This window comes from Mesorhizobium loti (assembly GCA_014189435.1).
GTDB classification, from domain to species: Bacteria; Pseudomonadota; Alphaproteobacteria; order Rhizobiales; family Rhizobiaceae; genus Mesorhizobium; species Mesorhizobium loti_G.
Map to the genome: position 1 here is coordinate 4,567,306 of CP050293.1, position 26,327 is coordinate 4,593,632.

Genomic DNA, 26,327 nt, shown 5'->3' on the forward strand with positions numbered 1-26,327 from the left:
ATGTGTGAACTGCGCCGCCATCATTGTCTCATCGCACTCCAAACAGACTGGACAGGCGCGACAGCAGACCCTTGCGGTTGCTCCATTCGGCGAGACCATTGAGGTCGTCCGAAGTTGCGTCGCCATCGTCATGATCCGCATTCGGCGCTGCGTCGTGCGGACGGTCTTGCTGCCGGCCCTGTGCGGCAACAAAGGTTCCGCTGGCTTCATCAAACACCCAGTTGAGCTGGCCGCTTGCCTGCAAGCCGGAAGGAGCCCCGGTCAGCACGATATCGTCGGTCTTGGCGCTTGCATCGGCCTCAGACCTGGAATGCGCCGCCGCCGCACCGCCGGAAGCTCTTGCGCTCGGTATCGTCGAGACCTCACCAACCGCTTCGGCCGGCGCGATGCCAGCGCTCTGGAGCAATCCATGCTCCTGCGCGCCGACAAAGACGCCCAGGCCATCATGGAAGAGCTGCGTTTCAGTCAGCGGACCGGCAGATCCGGCCTCCGGCAGCCGGCGCTCGCCGGCGGCCAACTCAGCCGACATCACGCCCGCCTCGCTCTCATCGTGCTCGAAGCCCGCCTGATGACCGATTTCGTGGATCAGCACCGACAGAAGGTCCATCCGTCCATCGGCGGCGCCGCCCGGCAACGCCGTCAGGTGCCCGGAGGCATCGAGCTGGAATTCGCTGCTGTCGAGAGGCGACAGGTCGACGAACCAGCCCTGTCCGGCCGCGTTGCGGTCGATCAGCACCGCGCCGAACACCGATTGTGCCAGCGCCGAGCCAGGCAGATCGATGATCTGCACATCCAGGTTCGACAGCTTTGCGAGCTGTGCCGCGTCGAGTTGGCCGCTGCCCGACCAGATCGCCACCGCCTGCGCCAGCATCGCCTTGGCCTGATCGATGCCGACCGCCGTTGCCGTGTCCGCGGCCTGGCCGAGCGAAGCAAGCGCCAGCTGATTGGAGCTGGTGCTGAACGCCGACGCGTTGGTGCGGACCTGCAGCCGGTCGAAGGACGCCCCTGCATTGCCTGTCACCAGACCGAACTCGCCATCGGCAACGGCTGCATTGAAGCCATAACTGCCGACGAATGCGCCGTTGACGGCGATCGAGAGGGCTGCGCCTCGTATGGTCAACTGGACGTCATAGTCCGTCGTTGAACTGAGCGTGCGCGCGAAGCTCTGATCGATCACCGTGCCGCCCTTCGACGTCACGTGTCCGACCAAAACCTTCTGGCCGACCACATCCAGGGTGACGAACTTGTAGTCGTTGGCGCCGTAGTAGTCGAAGACGATGCCAGCGGTCCCGGCGGTCTTCAACTTCGCCGTCAGTTCCAGATAGGCGTCCGCCCCGATCGCCGGGCCGACATCCAGCAGATTGGTGCCGGCGCCGGCCGCCGCATTCAGCCTGCCGCCCGAGAGCGTCCAGCCTTGAGCCGCGGTCTTCGACATCGGATAGGTCGGCGGCCCGTTGAACTCGGCTGCGTAGTCGAGCGTGATCTGTGGCGGCAAGACCTGGACACGGAAGTTGTCCACCGTACCCTTCGAGCCGCTGTTGCCGACACCGACGAGGCCCTTGTTCAGCGCCACTGGCTGGCCATCGACGATGCGCGGCGCGAAGGTGTAGCTGAACCAATTTACGCCGGCCACGGTCAAACTCACGTTCGTGCCGTTGACTGCGAGCAGAACATCGTAAGCCTGGTTCGCCTTGAGCTGCACCGGCTTGTTGGACTTGACCAACTGATGCCAGCCGCTGGCGTCGCGGTAGCCCATCTCGATCTGGTCGTTCGAGATATTGATGCCGGCATATTTGAAATCGGTCGGCGAATAATAGTCGAAGATTATGTAGGAGTTGGCCTTCCAGCCGCCCGTCGGCTTGTCGGTCGTCAAGGTCGCCGCGAGCTCGTAGTAGATCGGCGTATAGACGTCGAGATAGAGAACCGCGGCTGCCTGATCCCAGGTGCTTGCCGACTGAACGGTCAGCTTGCCGCTGGCGACTGCGAAATTGCCCTCGTCAACCGCCACGACCTTGGCATTGCCGTCGTTGAAGTCAGCGGTGCGCAACACGTCTCGCTTGCCGCCCGGGATGTTGCCAGCCTGGGGATCCGTCGGACCGCCGGTCTGATCCTGCCAGAAGCCATGATCCTTCTGGGTGATCAGGCCGATTTCACCTTCCACGCCGCCCATGAACATATGGACGTGGCTGTACTTGTCGTCTCCGTTGATGCTGCCAGTGTCAGCGGTGCGGGTGATGTCGACGCCGTCGCTGAATGCCTGCGCATAGAGGAAGTCGAACAGTTGCGGCGGCACCTGGCGGCTTACCGTCGCGATACCGAACGGTGCGAACGGCACCAGGTAGCTGTTGTACTCCCCGACCCAATCGATCAGGCGATCGCCACCGGTGTTGCCGATCAGGATGTCGAGCCCGGCCCCACCGAAAACGCGGTCCTCATACATTGGGTGCGTCTCTGGCTGGTCGTTCAGCCAGTTGTTGGTCGAGAGCACATCGTCAGCGTTCATGAGGTCGTTGCCCCAGCCGCCATAGATATGGTCGCGGCCGGTGCCACCAACGATCCAGTCATTGCCCAGGTCACCGAAGACCGCATCGTTGCCATCGGTGTTGCGTTGTGCAAACGCCGTCGGTGTGCCGTTCGGCGCAAAAGCGATCGCACCGTTAACCAGCGGTCCTTCATTGTCGACGAGGTTGAGGAAATACTGGCGCGTGGTAGGTGCCGGGCCGGCCTTCCATACCGAACCATCGGCGTTGAACATGATTGTCCGGCGCGGATCGTACTCGTCATAGAGGAAGAACTCGCCGAGCCGGCTCTGCACAGGCTTGGGTGCGTTCCACGGATCGCTGTCGGGACCGAACCGCAGCACGTCGCCAGGGTTCCATGGCCGCGAGAAGTCGGTGCGCACGATGCCGACAACATTGCCCGCCGCATCGAAGCGCTGCGTGTAGGAATCTGGCAGAGCTTCGCCGCCGCCGACCGCATCGTCGCCGGAACCGCCATGGATGAAGTCGTCACCCAGGCCACCGAAAATGATATCGTCGACGACATTGGCGTCGAACAGCGGATTGTCGCCGCCCTGCGCGTTCGGCGTCAGATTGTAAGGGGTCAGGTCGACCGCCTTCTTCATCTTGCCGCCGACATTGATCGTCTCGGTCTGCACCTGTCCGGGCGTGTAGATGAACTCGTTGAGCACATCGCCCTGGCTGGTGCGCGTATCCGGATCGGTCGCCAGCAATGGCAGCACGCCGAACAGGCTTTCGCCGTAGGTCGCGCTGTTGCGGCTGGTGAAGATGCGGCCGTCGTCACCCAGGATGCCGTCCTCACCGGTACCACCGGAGATCCAGTCATTGCCCCAGCCGCCGATCAGATCGTCGTTCTCGGCATCGCCGAAGATCCGGTCATGGCCGCCGCCGCCATAGGCGGTGTCGTCACCGGTCTCGCCATGGAACTCGTCATGGCCGCCGATATCCTGCTTGGCCCATAGGCCGAACTCGCTGCGATAGGCAGGATCGTTCGGGTTGGTTTTGGAGAACAGGTCCGGACGGAAGTCCGGGCCGCCCGGCGTGTAGTCGAGCAGATGGATGCCGCGCACGACAAGGCGTTCGCCACCAGCGCGCGCCGGGTCGTTCACGTCGTAATTGTACTGGACATAAAGCTGCTGCCCAACCGTGCCGTTCGGATTGATGTCGGTGTGATTGACGCCGACGATCCGCACGATGTTGCCGTTGTCGCCGATCATGGAGTCGGCATCGCGAGCAAAGCGCGAATTGGCCAGCGTGCCGTCATTCGGCAAATTGTCGTCATTGCGGTCGATCTCGATGCCGGCGCCGCCGAAAATGTAATCGTCTCCGTCAGGCCGCATATTCGGATCGATGAGGCTGAAGAAGGACGAGGAACCGCCGATCAGGTCATCCTGGCCGAGACCGCCGAATATCTGGTCGTCGCCGCCACCGCCTTCGATATAGTCCTGGCCGTCGGTCGCCGCCGTGAAGGAAGCGATTACCGTGAGCGGACCGATCGGATCGGTGACGCCGCCGGATGTGCGCGATGCGCCGACATGCGAGGTACCGGCAAAGGCAAGCTCGATGCCGCCGTCGCCCTGCACCACGTCATGGCCGAGCTGACCGAACAGTTCGTCATTGCCTTCGCTGCCGGCGATGTAGTCGTTGCCGAAGCTGCCGACGCCGACCGTGCCCTCGTCGAAGGCGAAGGTGTGCAGTGCCGCGTAATCGACCGAATACTCGCTCCACCACGGAGCGCCGTCCGGATCGCGATACCGCCGCGCGACACCGTCGACCAGCAGCAAGCCGCTGTTGTCGGCATTGACCGTGCCAAGGCCGGCCGGCATCGGCCGGTCGGTACGGCTGTACATCAACGTTCCGGCCAATGTCTGGAAGCGCAGGCTGAACGTATCATCCAACAGATTGCCGTCAGCGCCGCCCTGGCGCGACAGGTAGACGTTGTCGCCGAAGACGCGATCGTCCTGCTGGTCACCATCGAGCAGATCATTCCCGGCGCCGCCGACGATGACGTCGCGGTCGAGGCCGCCGAACACCACGTCGTCGCCGCCATTCTGCAGTTCGGCCGATTTGATGCCGGTGACCAACGCCAGCTCGGTCGTCTGGATGCGCTGCTTCAAGGCTGACGGGAAGTTCGGATCGTCGACGAACATTTCGATCACGCCGTGATCGGCGAAGATGATGTCGTCGAAGTCGCCGAGCAGGCCGGCAGCCGCGACCGAACTCGGCCCATAGCCGAGATGCGAAGCGCCATCACCGAAGATCACGTCGTCGCCCGCATTCATCAGGTCACGAACCGACGACTTGACCGGCTTGATCGTCGTGCCGTTGGTGTCGGCATTCGGATTGGCCGAAGGCAATGGACTGTTGTCGACCGTGTCGATGAACAGCTGGCGCGTGAAGATGTTCACGTTGACGCCGCTATCGCCATAGATGTGGTCGGCGCCGCGATTGCCGATGATCAGGTCGTCGCCGGAACCGCCGGCGAGATGATCGCCGGCCTGGCTGCCGTAGATCGTGTCGTTGCCCGCGCCGCCATAGATCGTCAGGCCGACGCTCGGCAGGTTTGCCGACGACGTGCCGGCGAACAAGGCGCTGGCGTCGATGATGTCGTTGCCGGCGAGCTTGTAGGGATTGGCGAGCGGGAACACCCACTCGTCATCCTCGTTCTCGCCGTCCTGCAGTTCGGGGAACGGATCGAACGGCTTCTCGCCGAATTCCATACCCAAGACATTGTGCGCCTGGCCGGAATACCAGATTCCGTCCTGGCTGGTGTCGCCATAGATGACCAGTGGCGAGTTCGGCCCGGCGCCGCCGGTGACGATAATGTGGTCGCCACCGACACGCGTGCCACCGTCCAGCGTTATATCGACACCGGAGACAGTCATCGAAACACCGGCTTTCGGCGTCAGCGCAACGCTCTGCAGCGTTATCACGCTCGCAGTGAGCGCCTGGATGGTGAACGTGCCGGCAAATCCGCTCAGTTGCACTTTCTGGCCCACATAGAAGCCATCCGCCAGCCAGCTGCCGAGACTGCGTGTCAGGCTGTTGGTAGCGATGCTGACGGTCGCCGTGCCGGTGATGGCGCGCGGCTCCGCGACGTGTAGTGAACGCTCGGCATAGCTGTTGAACGCGTTGGGCGCGAGCACCGTGCCGGCTGGCTGGCCGGCGCGTGTGTTCGGTGCGCTGAGCACCAGCTTGCTGCCGTCACCCCATGTCAGCGCGGAGTTGGCCGGCGCCGGCAGGGTCGCATCGGCGATCGCCAGAATGGTGCGCGTGTAGGTTTCGCCCGCAAGCTGGATCACCTGGCCAACCTGATAGCGGTCCTCCGACCAGTCGCGGCCGTCCTGACGGGTGACGATGATCTGTCCACCGGTTCCGGCGGCGATGTTCATCGGGCCGGTGCTTTCCAGATACATGTTGCCGCCGCCATGAACGAGCGTCAGCCCGCCATGCTGGCCTTGCACGTAGAAGCTCTTCACCGCGCCGTTTTGCGTCGCGAGCGGCGCGCCTTCGAGCGTCAGCGAGAAGCCGTCTTCCGATATCTCGATGATGCGGAAGTCACGCTTGCCGCTGGCATCGACCATCGTCACCAGATGTCCGGCGAGGTAGCCTTCAGCGGCCCATTTGACGTTGTCGTGGCGCGTGACGATGCCGCCGGTATAAGTTGGGTCGACATCGACTTCGGCCACCACGGTCTGCAGCACGGCGTTGGTCACCGGGTTGATGCGATTGATGGTGCGCGGTGCTTCCGAGACCGGCGCGAGTTGTCCGCCGATGACGCGCATGACCGCGCCGGCGATCGCCACGATCTGATACTCGCCCTGCGCAAAGTCCTCATCGATCGAGATGAAGTCCCCGACCGCAAAGCCGGCCCAGTTGCCGCCGTCGGTGCGCGTGAGAATGCCGCCCGCCGTCGTCGTGGCCACATCCACCGACTTGTTCGGGGTGATCACATCCTTGTCGAAGGCGGTGATGGTGTGCGGCCCGTCCGCCACGCTGGCCAGCGTCGGTCCGCTCAGAACCAGGATCGAGTTGTCATTCGGATCCGCGCCTTCGGCCGGATTGGCCGGATTGATCAGCGCATCATTGATGGCGACGATCGTCCAGACGCCCGGCAGGTTGTCGATCTTCACCGTTTGGCCGACGAGGAAGCCCATCGCTTTCCAGTCGAATCCGGTGCGCACGATGGTGCCGCCGTTGACGCCGGATGGCGTTATGTCGAACGTGCTCGTCACCTGCACCGGCGGCGCAGGATTGAGCGTGCCCTCGATGACGAGCTTGTCGTTGCCTTCACCGAGCATCAGATTGACCACCTCGATGGTGCTCTTGGTGCCGTCGGTGCCGAAATCGCCGTTCTGGTCGACGCTGATGCGTCCGAAGCTGATGCCACCCGGGAAGAAGCCGGATTCACCGAAAGTCGGATCGCCGGTCACACCGAGCCCCAGGCTTAGATTGTCAGCCATGTTGAAGCCGGTGAGCGTCGTCGCCGTCATCACGCCGCCGACATCTTCCTTGCTGGTGTCGTTGAAGATGTTCAGCACGTCGATCTGTTGCGATTCCGGCGGCTGCTGGCCGATCGCGATCAGGAAGTCGTCGGCTTCGCCAGGCAGCTTGAGGCCGTTCTCGAGCGAACGGTCGGCGCCGGTGACGCCGCCCTCGACAGCCAAGGGTCCGCGCAGCTTGGACAGGTAATGGCCGGAAACCGGGAAGACCTTGACGCCTTCGCGGGTTATCGGCACTTCGTATTCGGCGTCGGCGCGCAGCTCGACCGTCTGCTGCTGGTAATAGTTGGCCGGCGTGAACACGGCCACGGCCGCGGTGCGAACCACGCGCACGTCGTTCAGCGTGGCGCCGAGATGCGGCAGGATCTGCGCGACATTGGTGCCGGTGATCTGGATCGAGGTGTCCTTGGTGTCGTTGTCGCCGCGGATGATCGCGATCTTGAAGTCGCCGATCAGATTGTCGGCCGTATCGAACACGCGGATCCACTGTCCTTCGAGGAAACCGAATGACAGCCAGCCATCGTCCTTGTCGCCAAGTCCGGCGATGGTGATCCGGTAGGTCGGAACACCGTCTTCCATGACCTGCTCAAAGCGGATGTTGCCGGTGTACTCACCGTCCCGCGCCAGATCGGACAGGATGACGTCGTCCTTCGCGCCTGTCGCTGCCAACAGCCTGTCGACTTTGAAGAACTTTCCATCCGCATCGATCGAGGTGATGAAATAGTCGCCGCTGCCGGCGCCGGCATTGCCGATGCGTATCTGCTGGCCGACGAAGAAGCCTTCATCGACGAAGCTGCCGAGATCGGCACCCGTGCCACGCGTGACCTTACCCAAGCCGCCTTCGTTGGAGAAGACAAGATTGCCGTCGAATATCTGCGTTGGCCTGAGGCCGCCAATGATGCTGTATCCGGAGCCGGGCGTGACCGCGACGCCATTGACACTAACGACATCCGCCAGACCGTCCGTGAGTACCGCGACGCTGACGTTGGTCGACGGCGCCTTGGTCAGCCGGATCGTATAGTCGTCGGTGTCCGACCCGTCGCCGTTGAGCAGCGTATTGCCTTCACTCTCCAGCACAACCGCGCCGGCGCTGTCATTGTCGATCACGTCGATGTCGACATAGCCCGGGCCTGAGCGCAGGTTCGGGAACACGTAGTTGTGGTTGGCGTCGACTGTCAGCGCCTGGTCGAGCTGGAAGAAGATCGCCGCTGTGTGCGGATCCTCACGCGGGATGTCGTCGCGCGCTTCGATGCCGACGCGCACCGCATCGTTCCAGTTACCGCTGTCGAACGTGATGCGCCAGTAGCCGTCGGCACCCTTGAACATGCGGTTGTCGAGACCGTTCGGGTCATCGACGTCGTAGATCATGATGTTTTCGTCGCTGAACTCGTTGACGTACAACTTGACGACGATCGTGTCGCCCGCGTCGGGCGCCTTGGCGAGCTGCACCAGCAGTTCGTCATTCAGCTTGGTCGTGGCATTGCCTTCGATGACCAGCGAGCGGCCATCTTCGGTGTTCGTGCCGGGCGTCACCTCGGTGACATAGATTCCGGGCGTGTCGTTGTCACGCAGGTCGACCTCGACGTTGCGCACGTCCGCCGCGTCGAAGGGATCGCCGTTCGGATAGGCCGCGGCCAGCAGTGCCGGCGCGACACCGCTCGTGTCGGAGATGACGCTGTGCTGGACGACAACCACCCGATCGCCCTCGGCGCGCAAATCGTCGGGCGCATAGAGGTACACGTTCTGCGCCGTGTTCCAGTTGGTGCTGTCGAAGGCCAGTACGATCGAGCGGTCGTTGATGATCGTCGGAACGCCGTTGATGGTGATGACATGCTGGAATTCGCCGTCGGTTCCGACGGCGCCGGGATCCAGCTTCGAAAGCCAGATCGTATCGCCGATGCCATTCGGCAACGGTGCCGGATTGATCAGCGTGCCGTCTTCTTCCTGCTGTGGCGAACGTGCCGCCGAGATCGTCACATAGATGATCTGGCCGGCCAGCGGCGCCACCGCCAGCCTGACGGTATAGCTGTCGACATTGTGCGGTCCGCCTTCCCGAACAGCTGTGAAGCCATTCGTCTCGTCGATGCGGACGATGCCCTCCTGGGGGCCGGCCACGTGATAGTCGAAGCCGTCGACCAGCACGCCATCGTAAAGTGGATCGCCCGAGGTGACGAGGTGGTCGACAGCGCCGGAGGCGCCTTCGAGTTCACGTGTGATGATGTCTTCCGTGACATCGCCAGCGACATTGATCGTGTCGGAACCCAGGCCGCCGATAACGCGATAGGCCACGCCGAAAGCCGTCGATTGGACGAAGAATTCGTCGTCGCCTTCAAGCCCGTCGACCTCGACCACTTCGATCGTGGTGTAGCGAACGTTGAGGCCGGCGCCGAAGATACCCTTGTCGGTGATGGCGAAATCGTCGGCGAATTCCGTGCCGAGGATAACCAGCTTGTCAAAGCCGGTGCCGCCGTCGACCGAGACCGGCGCGTTGACGTTGTATTGCACTTCGTCTTCGCCGCCGCCGGCGCGGATGTCCGGCGCGCGCGCGACCGAGAAGCCGAGCCCGATGATCGGCTTGGCGACACCGAAGTCGTCCAGCACGATGACGTCGTCGGTGTAGTCGTCCGGCGTCGAGTCAGCGTCGGCGAAATTGATCACGCCATCGCCATTGGTGTCGAGCGTAACCGCCGGCAAGTCGTCTTGATCGATCGTGCCGTCACCGTTCCAGTCCTGGTTGGCGACCGCCGCAATGGCGAACGCGCGGACGATGAACAGGTCGTTGTTGTCGTCGCCTTCGAGCCGCAATTCGGCCTGGTTGGCATAGACCCGGAATTCGTCGTTGCCGGTGCCGCCTTGCGCGACCATCGGCGCACTGATGCCGGGGCTCAGCCAGCCGCGTGTCGTGGCCACCATGTCGGGGAACACGTCCTGGTCGAGCAGGTTGCCGCCGAAGAACGGCGTGACGCCGTCTTCCGCATCGCCGGTGCGTTTGGTGCCGAATATCTGGCCGATGTTGAAGGAGTCGTCGCCGGCGCCGCCTTGCAGCGAAACGATCGCCGTGGTGTCGTCGGAGTAGAAATTGTCGTTGCCGCCCTGCCCCTCGATGGTGATCCGGCCATTGAGCGCGGTGTCGTAGTTGATGCGCGCGACTTCGTTCGAAGGCTCATTGTCTTCGATCGTATCGGCATAGGTCTTCGGCTGTCCGTAGACCATAGCGACGTAGCCGGGACGGTCGGCGGCTTCGTGCGGCAGATAGTTGGCGCCGCGCAGCAGGAAGATGTCGTCGATCGGCTTGTTGCCGCCGACCAGACCATTCTGCGCTGAATCGTACCCGAAGATCGTCAGTTCATCGACACCGTCGATGGAGCGCCCACTGTCGAGAATGTTGATGACGTAATTGCGCTGGAAGTCGGTGCCCGCGGTGCCCTGCCCCGGATTGTTGGAGCCAAGCGTGTAGATCTCATAGAGATCGGTGCCCGACACGCCGTCGAGCGTAAGCGTGTGCTCGGCCGCCGTCTGCATGTTCGGAGAGGTTTGCGTCGCGGTATCCTGGAGGTAGTAGACGCGGAAGCGGTCTTCGCCATCGACGTTGTTCACATCGAGGTTCTGGCTGCCATAGGCGCGCGTCTTCGAGCCGAGGAAGATGTAACCGGCGCTGCCCTGGGTGTTGGTGCCACCGGCACCGGACGTGTCGCCGAACTGGATCGTGTCGACATCCGTATTGCCGAAGATTCGGGTCAGCACGGTCGGTCCGGTGACCGGGTTCGCTGTCAGCGTCGGCGTTGCCGAGCCGACCGGCACGCCGATCGTCTTGTTGCCTGGCACCACGGTTGCGTTGGCGATGATGCGGCCACGCAGCACCATCACGGTGCCGAAGGCGAAATCCAGGTTGACGAGCGCATGGATGACCTCGTTGGTCGCCGACACGTCGCCATAGATGTCGATGCTCTTGGCCGCCAGCGTTTCGCTGTTGGAATCGAGCGTTACGTTGTCGCCGACGCGCAGCAGCACGGAACCCTTTTCGGCGAAGATCTGGCCATGTGCGATCGCACGTGACGCATCGGGCTGGAAGGTCGGGAAGGTCGTGCCATCTTCACCGAAGCGGGCACTGCCGCTGTGCAGCAGGTCGAGGTTCTCGCCCTGAACCGAGGTCTCGCGCACCGTGATGCGGATATCGCCATCATAGGTGTGCGCCAGCACCAGCCGCAGATTGCCGGCGGTGCCGCCGGGAACCTCCGGCGCTTCGGCCAGGTAAATGTTGTTGCCGGCTTCGAGCGCGACGTCGTCATCGCTCGAACCGCGTGACGAATCGATCTCGAGGTCGTTGGTAAAGGCGCCGATGGAGCCGTTGCCGTTGGCGTCGAGGTCGATGGTCTGCCCCATCACGTCGGCCAAATCGTCGCCCAAGCCGTTGTTGCGTGAATCCAGGATCGAGCCTGCGACGGTCCTTAGCGACACATCACGGATCGTGTGGACGGTATGAACATGCATGTCGCCGACGACTTCGTCGAGGAAGATGCCCAAGGTCGCATCCGCGCTGATGTCGAAGGCGCGCAGCACGCCAAGACCACCGACGCCATTGCGGTTGTCAACGTTGATCTCGAGGAAATTGCCCGGCTCACCAATGCCGCCCAGGGCCGAATTGATGTCAAGCAGTGTCGGGTTGAGCACCTCGGCAGCCACCTGGAAATGGGTCGGGTTAAACAGCCCCACGCCAGCGGCCATGGTGATGTTGCGGCCCGAGACATCTGCCTCGATCAAGGTCGGGTTGCCGTTGTCATCGCGCGCATCGAGGATGCGCCGGGGCGAATACAGCAGCACATCCGAGGCGTTGGAGCGAATGCGCTCGACGCGCATGTCACCGGTCTTTTCCGTCAGCGCGATGTAGCCATTGGTCAGCACGTCGATGTCGCCAGCGCCGGCGATCTCGGTGATGCCAAGGACGTTGATGGTGGTCGCCGCAGGTGCGGGATTGGCTGCCGCGACGATGATGTCACCGCCCGTGACGACCGAGCCTGCCTGCAGCCCAGGCAACGTGCGCAGGCCGGTTGCCGGGTCAAGGCCCCGGAAATCATAGGTCGACGCGATCTCCGTGTTGCCGGTGGCGAAGACACCACGGCTCAGCGACGGGATAGCGCCCTCATCCGGCCGGAATTTATTGTAGTAGGTCTGTCCGCCCGCGGGCAACGCCGGCGCCTTGACCAGCAGGCCGCCGGACAGACCGTCGCCGAACTGTTCAATGCTGGCTTGCAGCAGCACATCGGCCGTGTTGCCGGCATTGATCCGGTCGATCTCGACGATGTAGAAGCCGCCGGCCGGCGCCTCGCGCAGCAGCGCCTTGAGGTCAAGGTTGATGTTGCCGAGCGCGTCAGCGGTGAAGGTTTCAGCCGAAATCAGGCTGTGCAGATCGGTCAGCGCGCCACCCGGTGCCAGATCGATGGCCGTGCCGGCCAGAGCGTTTGTCAACGTGGTCGCCAACTTGACGCTCTGCCCATCGGGCGAAGCGATGATGTAGTAATAGCCGCCGTCGGTGAGCCCGCCGATGGCCGTGGTCACGGCATCGTAGCGGACCAGTTGGCCGGTATAGAAACGGTTCTCGACCCCAAGGAATACCTGGTTCGTCAAGCCGGCGACGCGGCCGGTGTCGAAGCCTATGCCGAGCGGCAGGCCGGCGCTGTCGACGATGTCGATGTTCACGCGCGCACCGGTCGCGCCGATGTTTTCGTCGGCGCGAATGTTCAGGATGTGCGTACGGATCAGCGACTGGCGGCCATCACTGCCAGTGACGCCGCGATCGTTGGTGGCGAACACCGATCCGTCAGTGTTGACGATCGACGTCGTGCCGATCGGGTTGTCGATCGTGCCGTTGATGTAGATATCGGAATGGCCACCGGTGTCGGTGATCTCGATCAGTGTTGGCGCGACTTCGCGCACCACGTTGAAGGTCAGCGTCACACTCTGCGACGGATTGAGCCATGCCAGCGGCTGCTCGTCGGTGACGACATCGATATTGTTGATAATGATGTCCTTGTCGGACTCGTTGCGGATCGACACGCGCTGCAACGTATCGCGGAACGTCCAGGTGCCGCCTGCGCCGATCATCGAGTTCGAATCGAACACCACGTCGCCGGGACCCGGATTGACGATGTTGTTGACGACAATGTCGTTGCTTTGGATCGTGCTGCCTTCGCCTTCGGCCGCACCGCCGCCGCCCGCGGTGTCGTTGACCGACACTTCGACCGCGACATCGATCTGGCCGTCGAGGCCGATGTTCAGTTGCTTGACGACCAGTTCGGGTGAACGGCCGGAAAGGATCAGCACGTCGGAGCTGAAATTGATCGATTGCGGTCTGTCATCTGGGCTGCTGCCGCTCGATCCGCCGGCGGCGAGCGAGCGCTTGCTGTCATCGGCGTCATCTGTCTGCGAGATCGAGCCGTTCACGGTCGAGGCGAACAAGGCCAGGTGCTCGGCCGAGCTTCCAGGTTCCTGCGGATAATCCGGATGTCCAAGCACGGCATCGCCGTTGTCGCGCGGACCGGCTGTCACCAATGCGCCTGCCGCACCAAAAATCTCGGACGAGACGTCGGTGTCGTTATGCGCGTCGGAATCGACGAAGCCGAACAGGCCCGTCGACCGGGCATAGGATTTCGCATGCGTGTTGACATTGTCGTAGCGGGTGATCAGGTCGACGCCTTCCCAACCCGTCAGGTCGGCGCCCGCATTGATCCGCACCTGCGCGTTCGGCCGTGCCGTGATCGTGCTTTCGGCCTCGCCCTCGCCGTAGAATCCGGCGCCGCGTCCGTCGCTGCCGGAGAAGACGTGGAACTTGTCAACTCGCGCCGCAAGCGAAGTGCGCCGCGCGCTGAGCACGGCATTGGCCGCCAGCGAGACGATCGCGTCGGCCTGGTCGGCGTCCGGATCGGCGTCCGGGGAGCCAATATTGACATGTGTGACGGCGTCGCCGTCACCGCCGAAGCCGATGCCGGAGCCGGTCGACTTGGCCGTCACATCGACGGATGCATTCGCCGTGGCCTTGGCCAGCTGACCGGCCAGAACGATGGCGTTGGAGCCGATTGTCGAAACCGTGTTGTATTCGATGCGGACATCGGTGCTCGGGTCGGCCAGGCCGACCGCACCGCCAGCGCTCGCCTGCGAGGAGGCGCTGGTAATGGCATTGCTTGCCGAGGCAAGCGTGAAGTTCTTGCCCGCCACGATGCGCGTGCCATCACTGATCGTCGCCGTGCTCGTGATGTCCTGGAAGCTGCTCGCGTCGGCATCACCGACGGCGACGAAGCCGCCCGTGCCGTTGACCGCGTAGCTGGACGTATTGGTCGTCGCCGACGCGCTGACAGTCACGTCGCCCACCGTCGTGATCTGCGTCGCGGAGATCGTCGCCGAGACATTCGGACTGCTGAAAACGTCGGCATCATTGCCGTTGACTCCAACGAACCCGCCGCCGGACCCCTTCGAGTAAGCTGACGATACGCCGTCGCCCGATTGCGGTGCGATTTCGCTGAGCGGAACTTCGCCCGGACCGAACAGGAACTGGCCCGGCGCCGCCGATGTGGCGCTGTCATTGATGTCGATGCGCAGTTGCTGCTCGCTGTCGCCGGCTGCCGAGATGTCGACCGCAAGCGCAGTGAGGCTGTGATTGCCGTAGGGGCCAGCAATTGCCGTCGGCGTCAGAACGATCTGACTGCCGCCGCTCGGCGCATTCCACAGTTCGAACGTGTTGTCGCCAGCGCCGCTGACGCCGCGCACATAATAGGTCTTGCCGTCTTCGAGCCCGCCGATCGGCAGATTCTTGGCATTGACCAGCGAATGCGTATCGCTGGCGCCGACATTGAGCGCCGGATTGGCGCTGAGACCCTTGTTCGGGTTCAGCGCGATGATCGGCTGATCGAAGTCCCTCGTCAGCGTACCTGCTGTGACGGTGTTCTTCTCAAGAAGGGTCAGCGTATCACCGGATACGCCGACGATCGTGTACGTGCCGGAATTGACGAGGCCGCCGCTGATGAACAGCGTGCCGTTTCCAAAGCCGTTGTCGGCCCAGTTGAGGCCGTCAGTTCGCTTGATCTGGTCGCCAGCGGCATTGCGAATGAACTGCACCTGTTCGGTGATCGCGTCGTTACGCTTGAGCTGGATCGTCGAGGAGTTGACGACATGCACGCGATAGGTCTGGCCGTCGACCAGGCCGCCGATCGCCAGACCGGTTCCTCCGCTCGCATTCTTGACGTCGTAGACAACGTGCTCGCCCTCGGCGAAACCGTGCGCCAGCGCGTTTCCGTTATCGTCGAAGAAACGGATGTTGTCGGCGTTGGCATCGGCGATCGGCGAGCCGTCGGGATTGAGGCTGCTCGAATTGACGTCGACCTGACGACTGACGAAGGTGCGCGCGTCCGGTGCCTCATAGGTCACCGCCGTGCCGTTGACGAAGCCATGCCCGGCGATGGTTATGCTGTTGCCCGAGACATCGTCCGGCTGGAAATTCTTGAGGTAATTCTGCGGGTTGACCGCCTTGTCGAAGCTGTTCACCAGCTTGATGTGTGACCCGTCGATAACCAGCACATAGTAGAGGTTGCCCTCGGTCAGCCCAAAGCTGTCGACTGTTTCGTCCGGTCCCGGATAGTAGCGGACGGCATCGCCGCTCAGGAAATTGTGGCCACCCGCGAACTCGATGATCTCGGTGTTCGGATCGATGTCGGCGGCGTTAAAGACGGAGCCGAAATAGAGCGTGTTGGGATCTGTCACGCCTGCATTGACGACATTGATCACGCTGTACTGGCGGTTCACCGCCGAATCGGCCGGATCCGGCCACTTGAGGCCCGGAATGACGGCGCCGACGTTTCCGGCATCATATTCGACCGTATCGCCAGTCACCAGTCCATGCCCGTTCACGGTGATCGTGTTGGCGGTGCCATCGACATCGACGATTTCGTAGGTCGGTTGCTCGCCGGGGATCGGCGAGGCGGAGGCTTCGACCAGGATATCGCCGGTCGCGTTGATCACCACGCCGGCGCCGATTGAACTCGCGACCGTCGGGTTAACATGGGTTTCCGCATCGGCGTCCCCAACCGCGGCTATGCCGCCTATTGTGGACCCGACTACTTTCGAGTCGCCCTCCGTCTGGGCCTGGGCCTTGAGCCGCACATTGCGTGCCGATTGGATCGACGTGTTGTTGCCGATCGCGGCGCTTACCGAAGACGGGCTCGCGGTCGCGGTCGCGCGATTGACGGTGATCCCCGCCAGAAGGCCTCCGCCGGCCGTTTCGGCTACGGCAAGCGCACCATTTACGGCAAGCGCTTCGATCATGATGTCGGTAACCGAGACGATGTTGGCGTTCATCGCGGCGTTGCTCTGGCCATTGGCCTCCGCTTCAGCCAACGAAGCACCTACCGCAGCCGCCCCGAACGAATTGGCCTCGGCATTGGCGACGGCATAGTTGCGAATGCGCGACTTGATGTTGATGTCACCGGTGATGGTGAATGCGCCGCCGGCGCCGATCGTGGTGTTGGCAACCGCATTGGACCTCGCGGTCGGCACCGAGCCCTGGCCGCTGAACAAGCCACCGCCGGAGGCTTCCGCAAAGGCCTTCGCCCCGCGGTCGGTCGCCGTCTCGCCCTCGTAATTGTGCGACGACAGCATGACGATGCCGCCGGCGTGAATCGTCGAATTGCCCCCGATCAATGCGGTCACCGTCGGGACGACATTGACTGTCGTCAGGCTGGTGCCCGCCGCCAGTGCGCCGACCGAAAGTGCGAATATGTCGCCGGTCGCATCGTGCAGCGTCCACGCCTCCACCGTGAGGAGGCCCGTCGCGTTGATGTTGGCGCTGCCGCCAACCGATGCCTCTACGTTCGGCTGAACATCGACGAAAGCGAAATTGAAGGTCAGCGCGCCGAGCCCGGCAGCCAGCGCGAAGGTGTCGGAATCCACGTTGATCGTCGAGTCCGCATGGACCGTGATGGCCCCGACAGCGTCGATCTGCCCAATCTGACTGCCCGCGCCGATCGTAGCCAGGACTTCCTTGGTGTTGTCGTCGTCATCGCCGATGGTGACGTCGCTGTAGGACGCACCGACGGCCACCGCGCCGGCTTGTATGCCGGTCGTCAGCACGTCAAACGTCTGGTTGCTGCTCGCCGAGACCGTAAGGCTGGCCGCGCCGTTGACCACTGCGTTGTCGAGCAAGCCGGCCTGAACACGGCTGGTATCGTTGACCACCGCGACCGATGCACCGAGGCCGACGAAACCGGCCTGCAAGGCGACGGTCGTGACATCGATATTCTGGCCGAAATGGCTTTCAACGCGGATGGCATTGCCAGCCTTGAGGTTTCCGCCGGCCTTCGCTCTCACCTGGCCCGAGACATTGACGACGGAAATCGATGCGCCCAGGCCGACAAGACCGGCGCCCAGGCTGCCGACCAGGATGTTGGCTTTCATCTGTTCACGCGCGTTCACGACGATGTCGTGACCAGCCTCGACCGTCGCACCGCCTTCGACGGAGGCGGTAGTGCCGCGCTCGTCGGTGACGGCGGCGGTCAGCTTGTTGGTCAGGGCGCCTGAGGTCAGTGCGTTGGCGCCGACCTTGTCGCGGGCGCCTTCAACACCGGCCTTGACCCGTGAGTCGGCCGTGTTGCTGTTGGCGCCGCTGCCGAAGCGGCCCAATTCCCCAGTGATGCCTGCGACGCCACCGTCGGCCTGTTCGCCGGCCTCGTCGTTGGCGGTCTTGGAGCTTCCGTCGTCCTTCGTCGCGTTGCCGCTGCCACCCTGGTTGTCCTCGTAGGAGTCGGTGAACGCCTCGCCGATCGACCAGACCGATATGGACGCGCCGAGCCCGGCGACGCCGACGCCGCCGCTGAAGGCGAACCCACGCAGAACCTTGATTGCGACCGCATTGACCGAGACGTCACCGCGCGCCCGCACCATGGCGTTGGCGTTGATCGCGGCAACCGTATCGTTCTTGATGCTGCCGAAGTCGATGCCGCCGGCCAGACCGACGAAACCGGCGCCGAGAGCGCCCGCGAAGGACGTGACCCGGACCTCGTTGGCCGCATTGACATAGACGCCTTGTGCACCCGACACCGTGCCTGGGTGGGCGAGGTAATCTGCAGCGCCCTGATTGATGTCGGCGCCGACGCCGATCAGCGCCTTGGTGTCGGAATTGAGCAGCGTCACGGTGACGGAGCCGGCCAGGCCGACGTAAAGGCCGGCGGCACCGGCGACCGTAACGTTGGTGACCTCTTCCGAGGATTCGGCCTGAACGATGACGCCATGCACCTCGGCCGTGCCGAAGCCGCTCGGATTGCTGCCGCCGACGATCGTGCCGGTCAGCACGCCGCCGATGCCGGTGCCGTTGCCGGACGCGTCGATACTGGCATTGTCGCCGATCGTCGCTTCGGTGAGCTTGTCGACATTGACGACCGCGACCGATCCGGCGGCACCGCCGCCCGACAGGCCGATGGCGACCGCACCGGCGACCACCACCACCTCGGAATCGTCCTTGGCCATGACCGCGACGTCGCCGCCGGCGACAATCGTCGCGTTGGCGCCGACGCGAGCATAGGTCTCGGTGTCAAACGACAGCACCGAGACACCGCCCGCCAGGCTGACCGTGCCGCTGAAGGCAAGGCCGGCGGAGACGACGATAACTTTTTCCTTGGACGTGGCGATCACCGCAACGTCATTGTTCGCCTTCATGTCCGCGCCGTCATTGATCGTCGCGAACGTGTCAACCTTGATCACCGACACGTCGACGCCGGGCGCGCCCGCGCCCGCGCCGCCGAAGGCCGCACCGGCCCCGACACCGACATGGCTGAAGTCGCTCGCCGCCGCAACCAGCACGGACTGTCCTGCATTTCCGGGGCCGGCCATGTCCTGGTTGATCTGCGCATCGGCTCCGATGAACGCCTTCGTCTTGGTATCGACGACGTTGACCGCCGCACCGACAGCTACGCCGACCGAACCGCCGCCGCCGACGGAAATCGCAAAAGTCTCGACATCATCCTTCGCCGAGGCGGAGACGGCCACGCCACGGAAGCCGGTATCGACCGACGCGGTCGCAACCCGGTTCTGGGTCAAGCCCGGATCCTGCTGGACGTCGTCGCCACCCTCCTGGTCGAGGTTCTTGAACTGGGTGAGGCCCGACGGCGTACCAGCCTCCAGGCTGCTCGCGGTCGGCTTGTTGCCGCCCTGCGGGTCGAAGCTCGACATCGCCTGGCTGCCTACATAGTCGATTTGGTAGCGGCCGGTTCTCGCCGCTACCGTACCGTGGCCCTCGCCGGTGACGCGTGCGCCTGCGCCGATGAAGGCATCCGTCACCTTGTCGACAACCGCAACGCCGGCCGCGACGCCGACGCCGGCACTGCCGCCAATCGCCACGCCGCCAACAATCAGGTCCATCTCGGTCTCGTCGAGTGCCTGGACAAGCACGCTGCCGCGTGCCCGCACATCCGTCAGGCCGCCGATCGGCGCCAGCGGGTCCGAGCCAATGAAGGCGCGGGTCTTCAGATTCAGCACGAAGACGTCAGCCGTCAGCGTGACGCCAGCGCCGCTCGACGCGCCCGCGGCCACGGAGAACGAACCTATGTCCTCGTTGCCGGTTGCTTCGACCGTCACATTGCCGTCGACGTCGATGTCGGCGCCCGCTTCGATCGATGCAGTCGTCGTCTTTGTCAGCGTCGACACATTGACGCCGGCGCCGACGCCGGCACTGCCGGCGGAAACCGCGAGCGAGCCCGCGATTGTCAGGATATCGGTTTCGTCGCTTGCAAAGACCGAAACGCCGGGATCATTGGCGAGCGTCTGGCCGGAAACCTTGCTGTTTGCGCCGATGCGAGCCGTCGTTGTCTCGGTCAGTACCGTCACCGCGACCGAACCGGCGACCGCCGCCTGCGCGGAAGCAGCGCCGGCGGCTGCGATGATCAGCACGTCATCGGTGGAGATCGCCGATACGGAGAGGCCGTTTGCGCCACCGGTGACCACGTCGGCGTCGCCATAGAGCTCCGCCTTCACATCGTCGAGATGGACAAACACCGTTCCGGAAATACCGATGCCGGCGCTTTGGCCGAACGCCGCCGCGCCAGCCAGCAGGAACACGTCCGCGTCGCCGGTCGCCGTCACGGAGACACCTCCGCCGGCGCCCAGATGCGATTTGTTCAGCGTGCTGCCGGCCTCGACGAAGGCCTGGGTCGATGTGTCGAGGTAAAGCACGCCGACCGACGCAGCGACGCCGGCCGAGCCGCCGGCGCTGCCGCCGAACGTCGCCGCGATCGAAGTGATGTCGTCGAAGGAGTCGGCGTTGATGACGATGTTGCCGGCGGTCGTATCGAGGTCCGCGCCGCCGCCCATCCAGGCGCTGGTGTTGCGCGTGATCACCTGCACGTCCAGGCCGATGCCGACGCCGGCATTGCCGTTCAGCGTCAGGCCGATGCCGCCCGCCCCGCTGACCACGGTCAGCAGGTCCGTCGCCTCGATCTTGATGCCGGTTCCGGCCTCGAGATCGGAGTTGTCGTTCACCGAGGCGTGCGTCTCCATGAAGATCACGTTGACGCTGGACGAACCGCCGACGGCAAAGCCGCCGGACGCACCGGCGATGCCGGCGGCAAAGCTGGTGACGGCCAACGAGCCGATGACCGGCAGGTCTTCCGAGATCGGCAGCAGCTCGGCATGCGAGGTGACGTTGATCGTGCCCTGCGCTTCAGCATCGAGATTGATGCCGGTCTGAGCCTTGGTGTTGAGATCGTTGACGATGTTGACGGTGACCGCGATGCCCACGCCGCCGCCGCCGCTGCCGGTGCTCAAAGCCGCACCGCCGGCCAGGTTCTGCATTTCATTGAGACTGACGGCGCCGATCTCGATATTGCCGGTGTTGGCGTCGAGATCGACATTGTCGCCGACCGATGCCAGCGTGTTGACATCGAGATAGTTGACGCCAACCGAGCCGCCGACCGCGGTGTTCTTGGACACCGCGCCGGAGAGGGCGCGCGCCTGGAACGTGTTCTTCTGTCCATTGCCGGTCGCGGCGCGGACCTCGATCGATCCGGCGGTCAGATCGGCGTTTGAACCGATCATCGCGTTGTTGTCCAGCAGCACGATGTTGAGGCCGATCGCCGCGGCAACGCCGGTGTTGGAACTGGTGTTCGTGGACGTCGCGGTGGCCAATGCCCGCGCGTCGGTCGTGCTGATCGCCTCGACCTTCATCGCGCCTGTGCCGGCGATCGTCACATTGCTGGCGATCTGCGCCTGGTTGTCCGCATCGAGGAAGTTGACGGCGATCGTCGCTGCCACATTGGTGCCACCGGAGCCGTTGCCGCCCTGCGTACCCTTGCCGGTCTGCCCACTGCTGTTGCCATCCGCCTGGCCAAGACTGCTGCCGCCGCTCTGCGAGGGCGTCTTGGTGCCGCCGCTCTGGTTCTTGGCCATCTCGGTCTGGTTGGTCGTCTCCTGATCGGAGCTGGCACTGTCCGTTGTGCCATCGGACTTCTTGGTGGATTGGCCCTTCGAGCTCGCCTTGGACTCTGCCTTGGTGTCGAGTGTCGAGGTCGCGGTGATCGTAACCGTGCCAACGTTCTGGAAATTGCGGCCGAGGAAAGCGTCGTTGGTGACTTCGCCGATATTCAGTGCAATCGACGCGCCAACGCCAACGCTGCTGCCGGCAGCTTCGCCATCGGCAAGCGTGTGAACCGTACCGGTGTGCGAGGCTTGCGCGGCCAAATTGCCCGTCAGCGTGATCGTTGCGCCGCCGCCGGTGCCGATGTGCGCATCCGTATCGTTATCGACATAGGCGACAGCGATCGCGCCGCCGATGCCGGTAGCGCCTTCAGCGCCGGCCTTGGCCGTCGTCGTCAGCGTGTCATTGGATGTCGCGGTGACGGTGAAATTGCCTGTCGTCCCGCTAACCGTCTCGCCGTTCTCGACGCCGGCAAACGTGGTGTTCAAGCCGATGCCGAGCGCGATCGACGCGCCGACGCCGACGCTGCCCGAGCCGCTTCCGGCCCCGGAGGAGGTCGCCGTCGTGGTGGTCACGGTCGTGTTGATCGCCGTGAGCAGAACATTGCCGCCGGTCAATGTAACCGTCGCGGCGCCGCTTGCTGGCTGATCGGCATGGTCGAGACCAATCACGCCAAGCGTGTCGGTATCGGCAAAGCTCAGCGCAAACGAACCGGCCACGCCGATATCGCCGCCGCTGGCGCCGGAGGTCGACTCGGCGCCGAAACGATGCGTCACGTCACCACCGACGTTCTTCATCTTGGCTTCGGCTTTCACCCCGTCGGCCGTGATGATGCTGCCAGCCCCTATCGACGCCTCGTTGCGCATCGTCGCGATATTGATCGCCACGGCGACACCGACAGCGGTGCCGCTGTCGCTCGTCTTTGCGGTGCCATCGGCTTTCGCCGTCGCATCCATATTGTTGGACGACTGTAAATTGAGTTCACCGACGCCAGCGCCCTCACCGGCAACAACCGTGCGCCCGTCATTGATCGACGCCACCGCCAGCGACGACGAGACATTGAGAGCAAGCGCTGCCGCGACGCTAACATCGCCGCCGCCGCTTCCACCTGAACTGTTGGCCGATTTGCTGGCGCTGTCGCCATCATTCGACTTGCTGTTGGCCAGACCGACTTCCTTGTCCCGTTGCTCGTCGGCCTTGGTGTTGCCGTCCTCGTCTTTCTCGGCGCCAGCGGCGCTCGCAATCGACTCCGCCTTGCTGGAACCGTCATTGGCGGCCGACAGACTGATCGATCCGTTCGAACGAAGATTGCGGTTCGATGTCGAGAACGCACGGTTGTCCACGAAGGCAAGCGCGATCGCCGCGCCGATCGCCGTCGAGCCGATGGCATCGCCATCGGCCAGCGTCGTGCTCACGCCATGATTGCTGGCGCTGGCCGACAAATTGCCGGTGATGTCGAGTTCGCTACCGGAACCGATGGACGATTCCGTATTGTTGTCGATGACGTCGATCGCCACCGCACCGCCGATGCCAACATTGCCGCCTTCCGCGCCCGCTTCTGCCTTGGTGGCAGCTGTATGGTTGCCGGTCGCAATCATGGTGATAGCGTCGCCGGCAACGATGGTCGCGTTGTCGCGGATCGATGCCGAGGTGGAATTGTCGACGATGGTCAGGGCGACCGAACCACCGATGCCGAGTTCGCCTGCGGCGCCGCTCGCGTCGTCAGGGACCGCATCGGTCTTGACGTCGGTGGTGGAATGGGCGGTGAGCGACAGATCCGCGCCATTCAGATTGATCGAGGCGTTTGCCGCGACGTCGGCGGAAGCCTCGGTGATGACGATATTGATGGCGAGCGAACCCGCGACCTGCGTCTTGGAGCCTTCGCCGGCACCGGAGGTCGCCTGGGCGATGAAGCTGTCGCCGGCCGCAATCGTGGCGCTCAATGACACCGCACTCGCCGACAGCGACGAGGCGCCGCCGAGATAGCTGCGCGTCGTGACGTCGGCAATGCTCAGCGCCACTGCAACGCCGATGCCGGTTGCGCCGTTGGAGGAAGAGTTCGTGTTGGTGCCGTCCGCCGTCGCCGTCACCTTGTCCGTCGATTGCGCGGTCAGCGTGATCGCGCCACCGGATGTGAGGGTGGAGGCCTGAACGAAGGCTTCGGTGGTCGGCCGATAATCCGACACCGTCACCGCGCCGGCAAAGGTGATATCGCCGCTGCTGGTCGTCGCCTTGTCGGACGTGATGCCGTCCTTATTGGGGTCCTTCAGGCGCTCCTCGGATTCGTTGTCACCGCCTGCACTTTGGTCCGATCCGCCTGCCGTCGACTTGGCGGTCGTCGTGATATTGCTGGTCAGCGTTGCGCCGAGCGCGATCGAATTGGGCGTATCGCCGGCATTCGCGCCAATCGTCGAACCGCCCGAGACATTGGCGCGGGTCGTCGCATTGACTTCTGAAACCGCAACGCTTGCGCCCTTGCCGCCGCTACCGCCATCGGCCTCGGTGGTCATCGTCAAGTTGCTGGTCGCAGTCAGCGACACCGCGCCCGAGACGCTGAGCACGCTGCCCGCGAGCACTTCGGTGATCGCGTCGCTGACCAGAACGGTGACGGAAACCGCCGCATCCTTCTTTTCATCGTTGTCGGAACCGGCGTCGGACTCGTCCTTCGCGGTCAGGGTGACGGTTACGGTGCTCGACGCCGACAGGCTGGCCGCGGTCACATTTGTGCTGCTGAACTTGACCCGCGCTTCGGGCAGGATCGTCGCGATGACACCCGCGAGCGGCCCAACTTCGAAAGTCTCAGCCTCGACATTGGCGGTCGCGGTTGCGGTGAATTGAGCCGCGCCCGTCACGATGATCGTGGCGCCGCTCAGGTCGATGATTGCCTCCGGGGTCGCGAAATACGCGCCACCCGTGATTTTTCCATCGTCCGCCGCCGCTGCTGTCAGGGTCACCGAACTGGCGTTTATGGTGCTGGAAACGCTGATCTTCTCGGCATTGACGGTAACTGCGCCGGCAGTCAGCGTCCCGGAGATCGTCACCTCGTCCTTGCCGTCCTGGCCGTTGATGATGAGTGCGGTTGAACCGAGGTTCACCGCATTGTTGATGGTCAGGGTATCCTTTGAAAAAATAGGAATGCCAGAATCATCGCCGAGATTGATGGTCAAGCTGGAGCTGGGCTTGTTGAAAGTGATCGACTCGAATGAACCTAGGAGACCTGACGACAGCGTCAGTGTCGCGCCATTGTCGATCAGAGTCGCTCCATCGTCGGCATTGCTGGTCGTGATGACCCGGTCCGTAACGACAGTGTTGTCGGTGATCGGTTCGAGACCGTCATAGCGGAACACGACACCGTCACGCGTGATCGTGCCCGACGTCTGCCCAGTGGCTACATATTTCACCGAGGCGAAGGTGCCGCCGTCGAGAACCATGCTGTCGAAGCCGGCGTCGCCGCCAGCCATGACGCCACTCAATTTTCCAGCCGCACCAACAAAAAAGGTGTCCTCGTTGCCAGCGGAACCGATCAGGTTCTCGACCGTAACGAAGGACACCCCAGCAACATCACCAGAACCGTCGCCGGTGAGATGCCAGTCGGTGTCCTGCGGAGGCCCGACCACAGCGTCGCTGCCGGCGCCGCCACTCAACACAACCCTGCCAGCCAGAGCGGGGTCGATCTCGCGCAGCACAAAGCTGTCGTCGCCCGCGCCCGCGTCGACGGTCAACGAGACCGTCGGAGTTGCGAATTTGTAGGTGATCAGATTGTTAAATGCTCCAGCGTCAAGCACCGACAGACCGTCATTGGAATCATCTGAACTGCCGATGCGGATCACCCGCGCTTGCCCGGAAGTGTCGGCGTAAATGCGCTGGCTGGCCGTCGTATTGTCCTCGACCGCGCCGACGTTTGCCAGGCCAATGCTATGGGTCAACGCTCCGGCTTGCGCGGTAATGCTGCCTGACAGGCCGGTGTCGGTCGCCAGCCGCACGGCGTCGAAGCTGCCGCCGGTCATGGCAAGCGTGTCATTGCCGGCACCACCGTCGAAACGCACGTCGAGCGCCGCAAGGAAGTCTTCGCCGAAGTCTATGGTGAGCTTGTCGTCGGCAGCGGTGCCGTGCACCACGATATAGTCGATCTGCTGCACGTTGCGCTGGTCGATCAGCGTGTCCGACTTGTTGTCGTAGATCTGGATCGCCTGGATCAGATTGTCATAGCGCAGCGAATAGTCGGCGCCGGCCAAGTCGTTCATGTCGACTGCGAAAGGCAAGATGTCGGCCGACAGCAGATAACGCGGTTCAAGCGCTTCAAGTGCCAGGTTCGGCAAATCTGATGTCATGCTGGGCCGTCGGGCTCGCCCCGGCGAGCGCCGCAACAGCGAACTTGCCAGCCAACGACCAAATACGCCAGGGACGGGTGTCTGTTCTTTGCTGGCTAATCTCTTCTGAAATGCTTCAAAAAAAGCTGGCCTCGACAAAATGTTCATTTTGCCCCCCTCAAACATCATCTATGGCTAATTGACCGCAAGCTAACGTACATCCGAAAATTCTTGGGCGCAAGGCGATCACGAAACCGCGACGAGTCTATATTTATGTAAAATTTGTGACAATATGAACCATAGGCGTATACCCCGAAAAAGCATATGATTATCTGTGGGTATATTTCCATCGCTATTAGTATAGCTCCCAGCCATCTAATATGTATGTCTGACATTATTTTTTTTAAACATATTTTATGCTGATACTGTAGAAAACAAAATTCTCCCATTTGAAGTATCATGGGTCCTGGCCTTGAAATTTCAGCACATGGTTTCCGCTACGGCAGGCAAGAAACCTGGAGAAGGGGCGAGGCACGAATGTCGCACC

The 26,327-nt window shown here is 63.2% G+C and carries 1 protein-coding gene; it reads right to left on the minus strand.

Annotated features, from left to right (window positions below; genetic code table 11):
- Positions 1-28: 28 nt before the first annotated feature.
- Positions 29-25,801: an LEPR-XLL domain-containing protein gene (locus HB777_22110; GenBank protein ID QND66344.1), complete on the minus strand. Its 25,773-nt coding sequence runs from the start codon at positions 25,799-25,801 to the stop codon at positions 29-31.
- Positions 25,802-26,327: the final 526 nt, after the last annotated feature.

Bases quoted from the DNA above. Each gene is read 5' to 3' on its own strand.
- HB777_22110 (QND66344.1), bottom strand. From the start codon at position 25,801: ATGACATCAGATTTGCCGAACCTGGCACTTGAAGCGCTTGAACCGCGT.